Consider the following 16971-nt stretch of genomic DNA (forward strand, 5'->3'; position numbering starts at 1 on the left):
GCAGGCTCAAGATTGCAACCATCGATTCCACACACACATCCCCGTCGTCAGCGCGGAAAGTATGCGGAATCGCCGGATATCTTCGTTGCAAAGCGCGCGTCGGTTCGAATAAAAGCTGCGTAAATTCGTGCGCGTGACTAGCGTCGCGTCGATCCTGGCTACACGAGGCTGCGCCCGTACCCTCATCCGCCCCTACGGGGCACCTTCTCCCAATGGGAGAAGGGAAAGGCCGAAGCCCCTCTCCCGCCGGGAGAGGGGTTGGGGTGAGGGTCGGCGCGCGAAGCGCACGCGGCGACCTATCACTACGAGGCTACGCCCGCACCCTCATCCGCCCCTACGGGGCACCTTCTCCCAATGGGAGAAGGGAAAGGCCAAAGCCCCTCTCCTACCGGGAGAGTGGTTGGGGTGAGGGTCGGCGCGCTAAGCGCACGCGCGGACCTATCACTGCGAGGCTGCGCCCGTACCCTCATCCGCCCCTCCGGGCACCTTCTCCCAATGGGAGAAGGAAACCACTGCCTCAGTGCAACGGCACACTCAGGAACGACGGCGTTGCCGCCGGCGAACTGAAGCTCACGGTGCCGCCGAAGCGGCTGGCCGAGGTGTAGCGCGGGTCGGTGGTGTCCACCACCAGCACCAGGCGGCGGCCAGCCGGGATGTCGACCGCGGTCGCCTGCAGCGCCAGGTCGAGGGTGACCGGCGTGCCCGGCGTCGCGTTGCGCAGCGTGTACGGCACGTGGCTGAGCAATTGCGCCGAACCCGATCCGTCCATGCTGTAGAGATAAGCGAACAGCGATACGTTCGACTGGCTCGGGGTCACCGTCAGCCGCAGCGACGGCGCGCCGGCCAGGCGCTTGTCGCTGGCCAACACCGGGCCGCTCCACACCGCGGCACCCACCCGGCTGACCAGCGGAATCGAGGTCGTCACCGGTTGGCCGAGGCCCTGCAGCAGGCCACTGACCATCACGACACCGGAATCGGCCAGCGTCGGCACGTCGGTGGCGATGCGGTAGTTCCAGCCGCTGCTGTTGGCGCTGGTCAGCGCCCCGGTCGGCAGCAGCAGGCCGCTGGGGCCCGTCAGGCCGTAGCGGGTGGCGCCGGCCTGCACGCTGTTCCAGTCGGCATAGCTGAGCCAGTCGCCACCGAGGGTGGACAGTTGCACCGGCGCTTCGCGGTCCACGCCGTTGTCGCGGCCCTTGAGGTAGCGGTCGAACCAGCGCGTGGCCTCGGTATACACCTGGTTCGGCAGGCCCAGCGCACCCGGCAGTTCGGCGGTGGCGTGGTCGCCCTGACTGAACATCAGATGCTTGGGCACGCTCAGCCGGTTGTACAGGTCGATGTACTGATTCGGCGGGAACAGGCCGTCGTTGAAGGCATTGGCCATCAGCACCGCCGGGCCGTTGCGGTTGAGCGCCTGCACCTCGTTGATCACCCCGCGCTCGGCCGCCTTGGGCAGGAAGCCTTGCACCGCGCCGTCGTAGTCGCCGACCGCCACGTGCGCGGTGATCCGCGCCAGGTCCGGGCCGGGCCGGCCGGTGAGCGTGCCGGCACCGACCAGCAGGGCGACGCCCTGCTGGCTGACCGTGCTGTTGGCGTACAGCGAGGCCTGCAGATCGGCCCAGCCGCTGAGTGCGGCCACCGCCTTGATCCGCGGGTCGCGCGCGGCGGCGAGCAGGCTGGTGCCGGCGCCGTAGGAGATGCCCGAGACGCCGATCGCCTTGGCGTCGGCCGGAGTGTTGGCCAGCGCCCAGTCGATCACCGCGCTGACGTCCTCCACGGTCGGTGCCCCGGCGATGTCGATCAGCCCCTGCGAATCCCAGAACCCGCGCGAGGTGTAGCTGACCACCACATAGCCGTCGTTGGCCAGTTCGCTGGCGCGGCCCACGTACTCCAGGTTCGGCAGCGACCAGCTGGCCGGCATCACCACCAGCGGGAACGGTCCGGGTCCCTGCCCCTGCGGCACCAGGACCAGCGCGCCGAGCTTGGTGCCATCGAAACTGGAAATGCTCTGGTACTGCTTGCTGAAGCCGGCCGCGGCCGCGGCGGCGGAGAACACCAGCAGCATCGCGCCAAGGGCGATGCGACGTGAGACGGACATGCGCATGGACTGCCTCCCAAGCGGCGCCGGACCGGAATGGCCGGCTGCCGGAACGGTATTGCCAGAGCGATGACAAGCGCTCGACACGGGGCCGGGCAGGCGGACCGTACCACCGGGTACGGGCGATATTCACGCCGCAGTGCGGCACGGTATGGAAGGGGCTGTCGGTCGACTTGGCGCGCGGCCCACCGGCGCTGCCGCCGCGGCCTGTGGCCGGCGTGCGCGCAGGCCGCGCCGCTCAGCTCAGAAAGTGCTGGTAGCCGCTTCGCGGCGGTTGCCAGCGCTGGCCGTCGCCAGCGTGCACGACGATGCCATTGCCAGCGACGATGCGCCCGATCGGCGTGGCCGTGACCCCGACCGCCTGCAGCGCCTGCACGATCGCCACGCGCTGCGCCGGGTCGGCGGTGAAGCAGAGTTCGTAGTCGTCGCCGCCGCCCAGTTGCCAGGCATGCACCTGCGCCGCATCCGCGTCCGCTGGCGCGGCGACCGCCGGCAGCGCGGCCAGGTCCAGTTCGGCACCGACGCCGCTACGCGCGCAGATGTGCTCCAGGTCGGCCAGCAGGCCGTCGGACACATCCACGCAGGCGTGCGCCAGGCCGCGCAGGCGCACGCCCGCCTGCACGCGCGGCGTCGGCCGCAGCAGGCGCTGGCGCAGGCGTTCGTGCAGGGGATCGGTGGCCGGCATGGTCACGTCCAGGCGGCCGGCCTGCCACAGCGCCAGCGCGGCGGCCGCCTCGCCCGGCTGGCCGGTCACCCAGACCTCCTCGCCCGGTTGTGCGGCATCGCGGCGCAGCGCGGCCGTCGCCGGCACGCTGCCGATCGCGGTGACCGACAAGGCCAGCGGCCCACGCGTGGTGTCGCCGCCGGCCAGGCCGATGCCGTGCGCGTCGGCCAGCGCGAAGAAGCCCTCGGCGAACGCATCGACCCAGGCCATGTCGACCTGCGGCAGCGACAGCGACAGCGTGCACCAGCGCGGCTGCGCGCCCATCGCCGCCAGGTCGGACAGATTCACCGCCAGGGTCTTCCAGCCGATGTCGGCGGCCGCGGTCTCGGCCGGAAAATGCACCCCGGCATTGAGCGTATCGGTGGTGATCGCCAGCAACTCCCCCGCCGGCGGCAGCAGCAAGGCCGCATCGTCGCCGATGCCCAGCGGCAGGTCGTCACGCGCCCGACTGCGTGCGCGCAGGCGCTCGATCAGATCGAATTCGGGCATTGGAGGGCCGGGATTGGAGATTTGGGATTGGGGATTGGCAAAAGCGCGTTCGCGGACGGGAATGCAGCTCCTGCGAATCCCCAATCCCGAATGCCCAATCCCGCGCCGTCAGGCGCCTCCGCCCGACTCCACCGCGCGCCACTGCAGCGCGGCGCGGTCGAGGACGCCGTTGACGTAGGTGTGGCCGTGCTCGGAGCCGAAGCGCTTGGCGGTCTCGATCGCTTCGTTGATCACCACGCGGTACGGCACGTCCATGCGGTGCAGCAGTTCGTAGGCGGCCAGGCGCAGCACCGCGCGCTCGATCGCGTCCACTTCCTCGACCGTGCGGTCCAGGTAGCCGACCAGCGCTTCGTCCAGTTCGGCGCGGTGCTTGAGCACGCCTTCGACCAGGTTCTCGAAGTACACCAGGTCGGCGATCTCGTGCGCCTGCTCGTGCGCGAACTGCGCGATCACGTGCTGGGCGTTGCCGCCGGAAATCTGCCAGGCGTAGATCGCCTGCAGCGCACGCCGGCGCGCACGCGAACGCAGGACCGGATCGACGCCGTCGCGGCGTGGGTGGTGCTTGTGGCCAGCGGGTTTGTTCACGGCAGCAGCTCCAGCAGGTTGACCATCTCCAGCGCACCCAGCGCCGCTTCCTCGCCCTTGTTGCCATGGCTGCCACCGGCACGCGCCTCGGCATCCTCGACCCGCTCCACCGCGAGCACGCCGTTGAGCACCGGGATGCGGAAGTCCAGCGACACCCGCAGCAGGCCCTCGGCGCAGCCGTCGGCGACGTGTTCGTAGTGGCGGGTATCGCCGCGGATCACGCAGCCCAGCGCGATGATCGCGGCATGCTTGCCGGCCGCGGCCAGGCGTGCGGCGACCAGCGGCAGCTCCCACGCGCCCGGCACCCGGATCACATCCACCGCGTCCTCGGCGATGCCGTTGCCGGCCAGGCTCTGCCGCGCGCCGGCGACCAGCACGTCGGTGATGCGGGCGTTCCAGCGGCTGGCGATGATCGCGAAACGCGCCGACTCGGGAGTACGGAGGTCGCCTTCGTAGTGGGACATGGCGGTGGCAGCTTGAGGGGGTGGGAGAGTTTAACAGGCAGGGAGGCCGGGACCCGGACGGGCGAGAACAGTCGCTCGCCCAGCGCCGATCCGGCACCCGAATCAGGCTTTACCCAATCCCGAATCCCGATTCCCCAATCCCTGCCCCACCTCCACATGCTCCACCACCTCCAGCCCGAACCCGGCCAGGCCGATCTGCCGGCGCGGGGTGCCGAGCACGCGCAGCTTGCCCAGGCCCAGGTCGGCCAGGATCTGGCTGCCGGCGCCGTTGCGCCGCCACTGCCCCACGTCCTTGCCGTGCGCCGCCTCCGGCTGCGCGCGCAGCCGCGCCAGCAGCGCCTCGCTGTCGCGCGGCGCCGACAGCACCACCATCACCCCGCGCTCGGCGGCGGCGATCGCGCGCAAGGCGTCGCTGGCGGCCACGCCGAAATCGTCGCGGCGCCAGTGCAGCAGGTCGGCCAACGGGTTCTCCACCTGCACCCGCACCAGGGTCGGCGTCTCCGCGTCCGGGGTGCCGCGGACCAGGGCGAAGTGCAGGTCGTGGGCGATGCGGTCGCGGTAGGTGACCAGGGTGAAGCCGCCGAACTCGGTGTCGATCGGCCGCTCGTCGATGCGCTCGACGGTGTGCTCGGTGGCCAGGCGGTAGGCGATCAGGTCGGCGATCGAGCCCATCTTCAGGCCATGGGTGCGGGCGAACGCCTCCAGCTCCGGACGCCGCGCCATGCTGCCGTCGGGGTTGAGCACTTCCACCAGCACGCCGGCCGGCTCCAGCCCCGCCAGCATCGGCAGGTCGCTGGCGGCCTCGGTGTGGCCGGCGCGGGTCAGCACCCCGCCCGGCTGGGCGATCAGCGGGAAGATGTGGCCGGGCTGGCTGAGGTCGTGCGGCTTGGCGTCCGGCTTGACCGCGGTGCGCACGGTATGGGCGCGGTCGTAGGCGGAGATGCCGGTGGTCACACCCTCGGCGGCCTCGATGCTGACGGTGAAATTGGTATGGAATTGCGCGGTGTTGCGCTGGACCATCGGCGCCAGGCCCAGCTGCGCGCAGCGCTCGCGGGTCAGCGACAGGCACACCAGGCCGCGCGCGTGGGTGACCATGAAATTGATGTCCGAGGGCTTGACCAGCTCGGCGGCCATGATCAGGTCGCCCTCGTTCTCGCGGTCCTCGTCGTCGACGATGACCACCATGCGGCCGGCGCGGAGTTCTTCCAGCAGCTCGGGAACGGAGGCGAAATTCAGGCTCGGGGTAACAGAAGGCGACATGCGGGGACTCGCGGAAAGACGGAAGGCGCCGCGCGCGCCGCAGACGGCGGCGCAGCGTGGCGGACAGGCGAAACGGACGCGGCCAGGATCAGTCCTGGCGGCCCTGCAACAGGCGTTCGACGTAGCGCGCGACCAGGTCGATCTCCAGGTTCACCGCCGCGCCGACCGCGGTCTGCGCGAACGCGGTGTGCGCCACGGTGTGCGGGATCAGCGCGACTTCGAAGCCTTCGGCGTCGACCTCGTTGACGGTGAGGCTGACCCCGTCCACGCAAATCGAGCCCTTCTTGGCGATGTAGCGCAGCAGCGCCGCCGGCGCAGCGAAACGCCAGCGCTGCGCGCGCGCGTCGTCGTGGATCGACAGCACCTGGCCGAGCCCGTCGACGTGGCCGCTGACCAGGTGCCCGCCGAGGCGGTCGCTGGGGCGCATCGCCCGCTCCAGGTTCAGCGCCGCGCCCTCGGCCAGGCGGCCGAGCGTGGTCAGCGCCAGGGTCTCGGTGGAGGCGTCGGCCTGGAACGAGGCCGCGTCGAAGGCGATCACGGTCAGACACACGCCGTTGACCGCGATGCTCTCGCCCAGTCGCACGTCGGCGAACGGCAGGCTGCCGGTGGCGAAGGTGAAGCGGACATCGCCGCCCTGCGGCTGGCGTGCGGCGAGATGGCCGACGCCTTCGATGATTCCGGTGAACATAGCTACGTTTCTCGCAATGGGGTGAGCGAAAAACGCCACAAGGCAAACAGGCACGCGCACAGCCGCGAGGCTGCGCGAAGGCCGTCTTCTTTCATCCGGACTATACCGTCGGCTCCGGCATCGCACCGGATCTGCTGACCTTCCCGATTCGGCGCGTCGCGCCTGCGCCGGGAAGCGCTCGCGGGCTCGTGCGCGAACGCACCTACCGCCGGTGGGGAATCGCACCCCGCCCTGAAGACGTTTGTGGTCGCCGGCGAACCGGCCTGCGCATTCTAGCAGGCGCGGCCACGCAGGCCTGACGCGCACTGGCGACCAGCGCAGGACACTGCATCGCGCGATGTCCCGCCCCCCCAAGACAGCAATGTGAAATATTTGTTAATATGCTCGCGGCGACAGCGACGTCGCCCGTGTCCGCCCTGCAACGGGGCACTGACACTGCCATTCATTCGGAGAGCACCACCCATGCGCAACACCCTGATCCTGGCTGCCCTGTTGGCGGCCGCGCCCTTTGCCGCGTCGGCTGAAGGCCTGAGCTACAACTATGTCGAAGGCGGCTGGAACCGCACCGAGATCAACGTCAACGCGTCCTCCGAGGACGTCAATGGCGGCTACCTGCGCGGTTCCTGGCAGATCGCCGAGCCGGCGTATGTGTTCGGCGGCTACCAGCGCGCCAGCGAGGACTTCGTCCTGTCCGAGGTGTACACCGCCAAGGTGACCGTGCAGCAGGCCAGCCTGGGCATCGGCTACCGGCAGGAAATGACCGAGCGCGTCGACTTCATCGCAGACGCCAGCGTACTGCGGGTCAAGGCCGAAGCCGACCTGCGCGAGGACGGTGTGCGTCTCGGCCGCGGATCCGATTCCAGCACTTTGGGCGCCGTCAATCTCGGCTTGCGCGGCAAGCCCTCGCCGCGGACCGAAGCGTGGATCAAGGCCGGCTACATCGACGGCAGCGATGCCGACCAGGGCAAGTTCGTCGGCACTCTCGGTGGCCAGATCAACTTCACGCGCACCTGGGGCATGGTCGGCGAATTCGAATACATCGATGACGCCAGCCAGTACAAGGTCGGCGTGCGCGCCAGCTTCTGATCCAACGCGCGGCGTGTTGAGCGCACAAAGGGCACGCCGGCATGCACCGCCGGCGTGCCCTTTGCGTTTCTGCGCCCCGTTGGTGGACTCAACTCGCCGCCGGGAGATAGCGCAAGCGCAGGTCCTGCCCCACTTGCACCACGTCGGCAAGCTGCAGCGGCAGGCGCTGCGCCATGGTGTCGATACCCAGCCCGGCCAGCAGCGGTCGGGCGCTGTCGCCCAACAGCAGCGGCGCCATGTACACCAGCAGCTCGTCGACCAGGCCGGCACGCAGCAGTGCGCCGCTCAGCGTCGCCCCCGCTTCGACCTGCACCTCGTTGATACCGCGTTCGCCGAGCAGGCGCAGCGCCGCGTGCAGGTCGCAGCGGCCGTCGTGCAGCGGCACCGCGGCGAACGCGGCGTGATCCGAGGCCGGCGGCGCGCGGTCCGGCGCATGCAGGTACAGGGTCGGTGCGCTGCCGTCGCGGACCTTGGGCTGGGCCAGGCTGCGCAGGTGCGCATCCAGCACCACGCGCAGCGGCGGCATCACCTCGGTCGCCGCGTCCAGGCGCACGGTCAGCGCCGGGTCGTCGGCCAGCACGGTGCCGGCGCCGGTGAGGATCGCGCCGGCGCGGGCGCGCCAGTGCTGCACGTCCTGGCGCGCGGCAGGACCGGTGATCCATTTCGATTCGCCGCTGGCCAGGGCGGTGCGTCCGTCCAGGCTGGCGCCGAGCTTGATCCGCAGCCATGGGCGGCCGCGCTCCACCCGCGACAGGAAACCGCGGTTGAGCGCGCGCGCCTGCGCCTCCATCAACCCCGCCTGCACCGCGATGCCGGCCTCGCGCAGCAGCGCGAAGCCGCCGCCATTGACCTGCGGGAACGGGTCGGCCATCGCCGCCACCACCCGCGCCACGCCTGCCTCGATCAGCGCAAGCGCGCATGGCGGGGTGCGGCCGTAGTGCGCGCACGGCTCAAGGGTCACGTAGGCGGTGGCGCCGCGTGCGCGCTCGCCAGCGGCGCGCAGCGCGAACACCTCCGCGTGCGGCCCGCCGGCGCGCTGATGGAAGCCCTCGCCGACCACCGCGCCGTCGCGCACGATCACGCAGCCGACCATCGGGTTCGGCCGCGTGGTGTAGGCGCCGCGCTCGGCCAGGCGCAGGGCCTGCGCCATCCAGCGATGGTCGTCGGCGGAAAATCCGGGCGACTGCGGATCGCTCATGCGGCACCGCCTCCGGCGTCGATGCGCATCACCACCACGTGCAGCGGCCCGAGCGGCAAGTCGGCGTGGCGCTGCCAGCCCAGGCGCTCGTAGAACGGCACCAGCACCGGCTCGCAATACAGATACAGCCACTGCACGCCGAAGCGCGCGGCGGCCTGCACGCAGTGTGCGACCAGGGCGGCGGCCACGCCGGCACCGCGCGCCTGCGGCCGCACGTACAGCGTGGCCAACCACGGCGAGAACTGGCGGATACGCGCGTCGTCGTTCTGCAGCAGGCTCACCGAGCCCAGCCAATCCTCGCCGTCCAGGGCGATCCAGCTGGTGGGGATGCGGCGGTCGTCGCGGTGGCTGCGCAGGTCGGCCTCGGCCTCCACCACGTTCCATTCCGGCAACAGCGGACCGAAGGCCTGCAGATGCTCCTGCGCCAGCGCGGGGATGTGCTGCGCCGCCTCGGCCAGACAGACGATGCGCATGCGCTCAGCGCTTGCCTGTCTTGTCGCCCGGCTTGGCCGCGCGCACCAGGTCCAGCAGCGGCAACTGTTCGCTGCCCACCGGCAACTCGCGCTCGAGCTTCTCGATCTCCTCGCGGAAATCGGCCACGTCCTGGAAGCTGCGGTACACCGAGGCGAAGCGCACGTAGCCGACGTGGTCGAGCTTGCGCAGCTCGGCCATCACGTACTCGCCGACCCGGATCGAGGGCAGTTCGCGCTCGCCGGACATGCGCAGCTGGTGCACCACCGCACGCACCGCCGCCTCGATCTGCTCTTCGGCCACCGGCCGCTTCTGCAGCGCGCGGTCGAAGCTGGTGCGCAGCTTGCGCGCATCGAACGCCTCGCGGCCGCCGTCGCTCTTGATCACCGTCGGCAGCTTGAGTTCGATCGTCTCCAGCGTGCTGAAACGCTCGCCGCAAGCCTCGCACTCGCGACGACGGCGGATCGTCGCGCCGTCCTCGGACACGCGCGAATCGATCACCCGGGTATCGGTGTGCTGGCAGAAGGGGCAGTGCATCAGGGGCTGGGATTGGGGATTGGGGATTGGGGATTGGAAAAAGCAGGAGCATCAGGAGCCGAGCTTACGCCCAATCCCGAATCCCCAATCTCCAATCCCCGCCGCTCAGCCATACACCGGATACTTGCGGCACTGCGCGGTCACCGCGTCGCGCACGCGCGCCAGCACGGTGTCGTCGGCCGGGGCGTCGAGCACGTCGGCGATCCAGTTGGCCAGGTCGACGCAGTCCTGTTCCAGGTAGCCGCGGGTGGTGATGGCCGGGGTGCCCAGGCGCAGGCCGGAGGTCACGAACGGCGAGCGCGGGTCGTTGGGCACCGAGTTCTTGTTGACGGTGATGTGGGCCTTGCCCAGCGCCGCTTCCGCGTCCTTGCCGGAGACATCGCGGCCGATCATGTCGACCAGCATCAGGTGGTTTTCGGTGCCGCCGGAGACGATCTTGTAGCCGCGCGCGATCAGGGTCTTGGCCATGGCCTGCGCGTTCTTCACCACCTGCTGCTGGTAGCTGGTGAACTCCGGCTCCAGCGCCTCCTTGAACGCCACCGCCTTGGCCGCGATCACGTGCATCAGCGGGCCGCCCTGGATGCCAGGGAACACGATCGACTGCAGCTTCTTGGACAGGTCCTCGAGCTTGTCGCCGGCACCGGCGGCACTGGCGACGATGATGCCGCCACGCGGGCCGCGCAGGGTCTTGTGGGTGGTGGAGGTGACCACGTGCGCGTGCGGCAGCGGGGTCGGATAGACGCCGGCGGCGACCAGGCCGGCCACGTGCGCCATGTCCACGAAGAAATACGCGCCGACCTTGTCGGCGATGGCGCGGAAACGCGCCCAGTCGATCACCTGCGAGTAGGCGGAGAAGCCGGCCACCACCATCTTCGGCTTGTGTTCCAGGGCCAACCGCTCGACCTCGTCGTAGTCGATCAGGCCCTGGTCGTTGACGCCGTACTGCACGGCGTTGAACAGCTTGCCGGAAGCGTTGACCTTGGCGCCGTGGGTCAGGTGGCCGCCGTGTGCCAGCGACATGCCGAGGATGGTGTCGCCCGGCTGCAGCAGCGCGAAGTACACCGCCTGGTTGGCCTGCGAGCCGCTGTGCGGCTGCACGTTGGCGTAGTCCGCGCCGAACAGCTGCTTGACCCGGTCGATCGCCAGTTGCTCGGCGACGTCGACGAATTCGCAGCCACCGTAGTAGCGCTTGCCCGGATAGCCTTCGGCGTACTTGTTGGTGAGCTGGCTGCCCTGCGCTTCCATCACCAGCGGGCTGCAGTAGTTCTCGCTGGCGATCAGCTCGACATGGTCTTCCTGGCGGCCGGCTTCGGCGGCGATGGCGCGGGCCAGTTCGGGATCGTAGGTTTCGATGCGGGCGTCGCGCGGGAACATCGGGTCTCCGGGGGCATGGACAGAAGGCAGACGACTAGTTTAAGCCCCGCGCGCGCCCGAGGGCGAACCAAAACGCGAACGGCCTCCCGAAGGAGGCCGTTCGCCGGTGTTGCAACCGAGGTCAGCGGCCGCTGAGCACCAGGTCGGCGATGACGCCGGTGGCGATGGCGACCAGCAGCAGGTTGCCGGTGTCGTCGCGCACCCAGCGGTAGCCGTACGGCGGGCGCCGGACCTGATAGCGGTCGTAGTCGTAGACCACGTAGTTCGGGCCGTAGTAGCGCTGGCCGCGGGCCCAGCGCGGCGGACCCGGGCGGTAGTAGACGACGTCCGGGCCGTTGCGATAACCGTCGCGGTAGCCGCGGTCGTAGGCGCGACGGGCATCGCGGCGGTCGCGCTCGCGGTCGCGCCAGTAGCGCTCACGGTCGGCGTCGCGGTAGCCACGGTCGTACCAGCCGTGGTCGCGCGGACCCGGGCCCGGCGGCGGGGGCGGCGGGCCCGGAGGACCCGGCGGGCCCCAACCGGGGCCCGGGCCGCCCGGACCCCAGGCGAACGCGGGTGGCGCCATGAAACCCAGCGCCAGCGCGGACGAGAGGGCAATTGTGGCAATGCGTTTCATGTTCATGGCAACTCCGTCACGTGGTGTGGCGGTTGCATTTAGGCCGTTTCCATCTGAACCGTCTCCTGCTGGAATCGGTTACGTATTCAGCTTGCCGGATCGGGCTAGGAAAACGTTCATCCAGCGGCAATTCCGGCCTGCGCATGCAGGCGCAACAGCGCGGCCTGCGCTGTGTCATCGGCTGGCAAATAGACCACCAGGCGGTTGCCGTTGCGCGGCGCCGACCACCAGTTGACCTGATGCAGGCGCAACTCGCCTTCCGTCGGATGACGGAAGCGCTTGAGCTGGTTCTCCACACCCCGCACCTCGCGCCGCTGCCGCCACAGCGCATCGAATTCGGACGAGGCCGCACGGTAGCGCGCCAGCAAGGCCTCCCATTCCGGCTCGCCCAGGTGCTCGGCCATCGCCGCGCGCAACATCGCCACCATGTGCTGCAGCACGTCCTGCCGATCGAGCAATGCGTCGCGCCAGCGCGGATTGGTGAAGGCCTGATAGACGCAGTTGCGATCTGCATCCGCAAGGTCGGCCAGGGTCACGCCCATCAGACGCTGAAAGGCCGGGTTGGCGCCGAGGATGTCGAAGCGCGGGGTCTGCAGCATCGCCGGCCACGGCCCGAGCTGGTCCAGCAACATGCGCGCGGTGCCGGTCAGCCGTTCGCACGGCGGCGGCGCCAGTGCGGTGGTGCCGCCCACCCCGGCCAGCGCCAGCACGTGCGCGGTTTCGACCTCCGAGCACTGCAGGGCGTGGGCGATGGCGGTCAGCACACGCGCCGAGGCGCGCACCGGGCGCCCCTGTTCCAGCCAGGTGTACCAGGTCACGCCGACATCGGCGAGCAGGGCCACCTCCTCGCGGCGCAGGCCCGGGGTGCGCCGCCTGCCGCCGCGCGGCAGCGCCAGGCGCGCCGGATCCAGGCTCTCGCGGCGCGCGCGCAGGAAGGCGCCCAGCGCCCGGGCGCGCTCGCTGGCCAGGGCCGGGCCGGACGCGGCGGGTGCGGCCGCCCGCTGCGGCGTGGGGGTGGAATGCGCGAGGTCCAGTTGCATCGTCTTCTCCGCGTTGCGGTCCGCACGTGACCAACGGTGCCGTGCCGGCGCACGGCGAAGGCTGCGCCGCCGTGTCCCGCCTGCCTGCCGGATGCGGTGCCGAGGCGACCGCCCGGGATGCCAGGGAGGCACCCTCAGTACCAGGATAAATGAGTCCTTGTACCAGTTTACTTGGCTTCCATACTGCGCGCCATGACCTCCCCCACCTTCCCCACCTCCGACATGTCCACCACCGCCCCCACCCTCAGCCGCCGCGGCCTGGGCATCCTGCTGATCGGGCAGATGCTGCCGTTGATCGACTTCTCCATCCTCAATGTCGCGCTCGGCTCGATCGCGCACACGCTGCACGCGTCGGCGACCCAACTGGAACTGATCGTGGCCGTGTACGGCGTCGCCTTCGCGGTGGGCCTGGCGGCGGGCGGCCGGCTCGGCGACAACCTCGGCCGGCGCCGCGTGTTCGGGGCCGGCGTGCTGCTGTTCGGCCTGGCCTCGTTGCTGTGCGGCGTGGCCGGTTCGGTGGGCGCGCTGCTGGCCGGCCGCACGCTGCAGGGGCTGGGCGCGGCGCTGGCGGTGCCGCAGATCCTCGCCACCATCCACGTCAGCCTGCACGGCAAGGCGCACGCGCGGGCGCTGGCACTGTACGGCTCGCTGGGCGGCATCGCCTTCGTCATCGGCCAGGTGCTGGGCGGATCGCTGGTCAGCGCCGACATCGGCGGCTCCGGCTGGCGCAGCGTGTTCCTGATCAACCTGCCGTTCTGCCTGCTGGCGCTGGCCAGCCTGCGCGCCGTGCCGGAGACCCGCGCGGCGCAGCGGATGCCGCCCGACCTGGCCGGCGCCGGATTGCTGGGGCTGTTCCTGGCCTGCCTGCTGCTGCCGCTGGCGCTGGGCCCGGCGCTGCACTGGCCGCCGGCGTGCCTGGCGGTGCTGGCGGCCTGCCTGCCGCTGCTGGCGGCACTGACCCGGGTGGAACTGTGGCAGGAACGGCGCGGACGGACCCCGCTGCTGCCGCCGGCCTTGCTGCGGCTGCCCAGCGTGCGCTTCGCGCTGCTGGTCGGCGGGGTGTTCTTCACCTGCTGGAGCGGCTTCATGTTCGTGCTGGCGCTGACCCTGCAGACCGGCGCCGGTCTCTCGCCGCTGCAGTCGGGCAACGCCTTCATCGTGCTGGGGGCGGCCTACTTCGCCTCCGCGCTGGTCAGCGCCCGCGTGGCGACGCGCTGCGGCCCGCTGCCGACGCTGCTGCTGGGCTGTCTGGTGCAGATGCTGGGCCTGCTGGCGCTGGGCTGGACGCTGCACGCCGTGTGGCCGCATCCGGGCGCGCGCAACCTGGCCCCGGCGACGGCGCTGATCGGCGCCGGCCAGGCCTGGATCGTGGCCAGCTTCTACCGCATCGGCCTGTCCCAGGTCCCCACCGCGCACGCCGGCGCGGGCAGCGCCATGCTCTCCACCATCCTGCAGGCGGCCATGGGCCTGGGCCCGGCGGCACTGGGCGCCATCTATGCGCACGCCCGCGGCGGCGGCAGCCTGGCCGCGATGCAGGCCGCCCTGCACAGCGAATGGCTGGCGATGCTGGTGCTGGTGATCTGCGCACTGTTCTATCTGCGCCGGCAACGGCGCGCGGGCGCCTCGTCAACGGCGACCACGGCTGCGCTGCCGCCGATCGCCGAGTAGGCCGCGCGGCATCGCCCCGCGCGTCTGCTGCCGCCACCGCGCGGCAACGAATGCCGGCGGCCGTCCGGCTATAATCCGCCATCCCTTTCGACGCCCTCCGGCCGCCGGCCGGCGGGCGCCCTGCGCCTTTGGAGCCGCCATGTCGCAATACATCTACACCATGAACCGGGTCAGCAAGACCGTGCCGCCCAAGCGCCAGATCATCAAGGACATCTCGCTGTCGTTCTTCCCCGGCGCCAAGATCGGCCTGCTCGGCCTCAACGGCGCCGGCAAGTCCACCGTGCTGAAGATCATGGCCGGCGTGGACACCGATTTCGAGGGCGAGGCGCGTCCGCAGCCCGGCACCAAGGTCGGCTACCTGGCGCAGGAGCCGGAGCTGGACCCGAACAAGACCGTGCGCGAGTCGGTCGAGGAAGGCGTGGGCGAAGTGCTGCAGGCGCAGGCCGCGCTGGAAGCGGTGTACGCCGCCTATGCCGAGGAAGGCGCCGACTTCGACGCGCTGGCCAAGGAACAGGAGCGCCTGGAGGCGATCCTGGCCGCCGGCGATGCGCACACCCTGGAGAACCAGCTCGACGTGGCCGCCGACGCGCTGCGGCTGCCGCCGTGGGACGCCAAGATCGCCAACCTGTCCGGCGGCGAGAAGCGCCGCGTGGCGCTGTGCCGGCTGCTGCTGCAGAAGCCGGACATGCTGCTGCTCGACGAACCGACCAACCACCTCGACGCCGAGTCGGTGGAGTGGCTGGAGCAGTTCCTGGCGCGCTACACCGGCACCGTGGTCGCGGTCACCCACGATCGCTACTTCCTCGACAACGCCGCCGAGTGGATCCTGGAACTGGACCGCGGCCGCGGCATTCCGTGGAAGGGCAACTACACCGAATGGCTGATGCAGAAGGACGAGCGCCTGAAGCAGGAAGAGAACCAGGAGAAGGCGCGGCAGAAGGCCATCCAGAAGGAACTGGAGTGGGCCCGGCAGAACGCCAAGGGCGGCCGTTCCAAGGGCAAGGCGCGTCTGGCGCGCCTGGACGAGCTGCAGTCGGTCGATTACCAGAAGCGCAACGAGACCAACGAAATCTTCATTCCGCCGGGCGAGCGCCTGGGCAACTCGGTGATGGAGTTCAAGAACGTCTCCAAGAAGTTCGGCGACCGCCTGCTGATCGACAACCTGTCGATGATCATCCCGCCGGGCGCCATCGTCGGCATCATCGGCCCCAACGGTGCCGGTAAGTCGACCCTGTTCAAGATGATCACCGGGCAGGAGAAGCCGGATTCGGGCGAGATCGTGGTCGGGCCGACCGTGCAGCTGTCGTACGTGGACCAGAGCCGCGACAAGCTGGAAGGCAACCACAACGTGTTCCAGGAGATTTCCGGCGGCCTGGACATCCTCAACATCAACGGCGTGGAGATCCAGTCGCGCGCCTACATCGGCCGCTTCAACTTCAAGGGCCAGGACCAGCAGAAGATGGTCGGTTCGCTGTCCGGCGGTGAGCGCGGGCGTCTGCACATGGCCAAGACCCTACTGCAGGGCGGCAACGTGCTGCTGCTCGACGAACCGTCCAACGACCTGGACATCGAAACCCTGCGCGCGCTGGAAGACGCGCTGCTGGAGTTCCCGGGCAACACCTTCGTGATCTCGCACGATCGCTGGTTCCTGGACCGCATCGCCACCCACATCCTCGCCTTCGAGGGCGACTCGCACGTGGAGTTCTTCCAGGGCAACTACCGCGAGTACGAAGAGGACAAGAAGCGCCGCCTGGGCGACGACGCCGGCCCGAAGCGCTTGCGCTTCAAGGCGCTGAAGTAAGCCACAGCGCGTTTCTAGCAGCACCCGCCACGGCCCGCCTCGCGCGGGCCGTGTGCGTTCTGGGACTTGCCGGTGATCGGCGCTGTCGTAGGAGCGGCTTCAGCCGCGACCGAGGCGTAACCGGTAACGCCCGGTCGCGGCTGAAGCCGCTCCTACGAAAAGCACGTCGATCCTGCGCTACAACTCGTACGACAGCACGTCCTCGAAACCGAACTTGTCGAAGTCGCGGATGCGCGAGGGATACAGCCGGCCGATCAGGTGGTCGTGCTCGTGCTGCACCACGCGGGCATGGAAGCCCTCGGCCTCGCGCTGCAGCGGGGTGCCGTCCGGCAGCACGCCGCGGTAGCGGATGTGCCGGTAGCGTGGAATCACCGCGCGCAGCCCGGGAATGGACAGGCAGCCTTCCCAGCCGTCCTCCAGCTCGTCGGACAGCGGCTCGATCACCACATTGGCCAAGGCGGTGCGCGGCACCGGCGGCGCGTCCGGATAGCGCGCGTTGCGCTCGAAGCCGAACACCATCAACTGCAGGTCCACCGCGATCTGCGGCGCGGCCAGGCCGACGCCGCGTGCGGCGTCCATGGTCTCGAACATGTCGGCCACCAGCGCGTGCAGTTGCGCGCTGTCGAAGTCGGTGACCGGCGGCGCCTGGCGCAGCAGACGCGGGTCGCCCATGCGGATGATGTCGCGGATCATGGCGAACTCCTGGCAGCGGGGATGGCCGCGATTATCCGCCGTGGCGGCGGCGCGTGCAGCGGGGTAACTGCGCACCCTGCAACAGCCGTGATGCAGCGTTCCGATCCCGCGCGCCGCAAGGCTGCTGGCGAAAAGCTGTAGGAGCGGCTTCAGCCGCGACGGGCTCCCCCCGTGGAACGCCC

The 16971-nt window shown here is 70.1% G+C and carries 16 protein-coding genes and 1 riboswitch; of the genes, 3 read left to right on the plus strand and 13 right to left on the minus strand.

Annotated elements, in window-relative coordinates; all coding sequences use genetic code 11:
* Window positions 1–517: 517 nt before the first annotated feature.
* From NUG21_RS17185 to NUG21_RS17210, 6 genes are all read right to left on the minus strand, one after another.
* Window positions 518–2101, minus strand: a complete 1584-nt coding sequence (locus NUG21_RS17185) for a CocE/NonD family hydrolase (RefSeq protein WP_263391494.1) — start codon at window positions 2099–2101, stop codon at window positions 518–520.
* A 232-nt stretch (window positions 2102–2333) separates the two neighbouring features.
* Window positions 2334–3308: a thiamine-phosphate kinase gene (thiL, locus tag NUG21_RS17190; RefSeq protein WP_263391495.1), complete on the minus strand. Its 975-nt coding sequence runs from the start codon at window positions 3306–3308 to the stop codon at window positions 2334–2336.
* A 108-nt stretch (window positions 3309–3416) separates the two neighbouring features.
* Window positions 3417–3893, minus strand: coding sequence for a transcription antitermination factor NusB (gene nusB, locus NUG21_RS17195; protein WP_019796520.1), 477 nt, complete (start codon window positions 3891–3893; stop codon window positions 3417–3419).
* Entirely contained in the window at window positions 3890–4357 is a 468-nt protein-coding gene (ribH, locus tag NUG21_RS17200) for a 6,7-dimethyl-8-ribityllumazine synthase (RefSeq protein WP_160948420.1), read from the minus strand. Before ribH ends, nusB begins: the two co-directional genes overlap by 4 nt.
* 102 nt (window positions 4358–4459) lie before the next feature.
* Window positions 4460–5593 carry a 3,4-dihydroxy-2-butanone-4-phosphate synthase gene (gene ribB / locus NUG21_RS17205; RefSeq protein ID WP_263393113.1) on the minus strand — a complete coding sequence of 378 codons (1134 nt, stop codon included), beginning with the start codon at window positions 5591–5593 and terminating at the stop codon, window positions 4460–4462.
* 112 nt (window positions 5594–5705) lie between these two features.
* Window positions 5706–6305 (minus strand): riboflavin synthase, encoded by a 600-nt coding sequence (locus NUG21_RS17210; protein WP_263391496.1) that lies wholly within the window; start codon window positions 6303–6305, stop codon window positions 5706–5708.
* Window positions 6306–6384: 79 nt separating this feature from the next.
* Window positions 6385–6548: riboswitch (FMN riboswitch) on the minus strand.
* A 219-nt stretch (window positions 6549–6767) separates the two neighbouring features.
* Between NUG21_RS17210 and NUG21_RS17215 the strand changes: the two genes are divergently transcribed.
* Window positions 6768–7391 carry an outer membrane beta-barrel protein gene (locus NUG21_RS17215; RefSeq protein ID WP_019796899.1) on the plus strand — a complete coding sequence of 208 codons (624 nt, stop codon included), beginning with the start codon at window positions 6768–6770 and terminating at the stop codon, window positions 7389–7391.
* Window positions 7392–7479: 88 nt separating this feature from the next.
* Here NUG21_RS17215 and ribD read toward each other — a convergent pair whose 3' ends face one another.
* From ribD to NUG21_RS17245, 6 genes are all read right to left on the minus strand, one after another.
* Window positions 7480–8589, minus strand: coding sequence for a bifunctional diaminohydroxyphosphoribosylaminopyrimidine deaminase/5-amino-6-(5-phosphoribosylamino)uracil reductase RibD (gene ribD, locus NUG21_RS17220; RefSeq protein ID WP_263391497.1), 1110 nt, complete (start codon window positions 8587–8589; stop codon window positions 7480–7482).
* Window positions 8586–9062 (minus strand): GNAT family N-acetyltransferase, encoded by a 477-nt coding sequence (locus tag NUG21_RS17225; RefSeq protein ID WP_160948416.1) that lies wholly within the window; start codon window positions 9060–9062, stop codon window positions 8586–8588. The genes ribD and NUG21_RS17225 overlap by 4 nt, the downstream gene beginning before the upstream one ends.
* Window positions 9063–9066: 4 nt before the next feature.
* Window positions 9067–9597 carry a transcriptional regulator NrdR gene (nrdR, locus tag NUG21_RS17230; RefSeq protein WP_010340907.1) on the minus strand — a complete coding sequence of 177 codons (531 nt, stop codon included), beginning with the start codon at window positions 9595–9597 and terminating at the stop codon, window positions 9067–9069.
* A gap of 105 nt (window positions 9598–9702) precedes the next feature.
* On the minus strand, window positions 9703–10971 hold the full coding sequence (gene glyA / locus NUG21_RS17235) for a serine hydroxymethyltransferase (protein ID WP_019796573.1): 1269 nt from the start codon (window positions 10969–10971) through the stop codon (window positions 9703–9705).
* A 121-nt stretch (window positions 10972–11092) separates the two neighbouring features.
* Window positions 11093–11593 (minus strand): RcnB family protein, encoded by a 501-nt coding sequence (locus NUG21_RS17240; protein ID WP_160948414.1) that lies wholly within the window; start codon window positions 11591–11593, stop codon window positions 11093–11095.
* Between the two features lie 110 nt (window positions 11594–11703).
* Window positions 11704–12627 carry a helix-turn-helix transcriptional regulator gene (locus NUG21_RS17245; RefSeq protein ID WP_263391498.1) on the minus strand — a complete coding sequence of 308 codons (924 nt, stop codon included), beginning with the start codon at window positions 12625–12627 and terminating at the stop codon, window positions 11704–11706.
* Window positions 12628–12819: 192 nt separating this feature from the next.
* Here NUG21_RS17245 and NUG21_RS17250 point away from each other — a divergent pair, with 192 nt between their 5' ends.
* The gene (locus tag NUG21_RS17250; RefSeq protein ID WP_263391499.1) at window positions 12820–14295 is read left to right on the plus strand and encodes an MFS transporter; all 1476 of its coding nucleotides are present in this window, start codon (window positions 12820–12822) and stop codon (window positions 14293–14295) included.
* 139 nt (window positions 14296–14434) lie between these two features.
* Window positions 14435–16096 (plus strand): energy-dependent translational throttle protein EttA, encoded by a 1662-nt coding sequence (gene ettA, locus NUG21_RS17255; protein ID WP_017908418.1) that lies wholly within the window; start codon window positions 14435–14437, stop codon window positions 16094–16096.
* Window positions 16097–16273: 177 nt separating this feature from the next.
* On the opposite strand, the gene NUG21_RS17260 is transcribed toward ettA, so the two are convergent.
* Window positions 16274–16789, minus strand: a complete 516-nt coding sequence (locus tag NUG21_RS17260; protein ID WP_019797736.1) for a peptide deformylase — start codon at window positions 16787–16789, stop codon at window positions 16274–16276.
* Between the last annotated feature and the right edge of the window lie 182 nt (window positions 16790–16971).

The organism is Xanthomonas sp. CFBP 8445 (assembly GCF_025666235.1).
Taxonomy (GTDB): domain Bacteria; phylum Pseudomonadota; class Gammaproteobacteria; order Xanthomonadales; family Xanthomonadaceae; genus Xanthomonas_A; species Xanthomonas_A indica.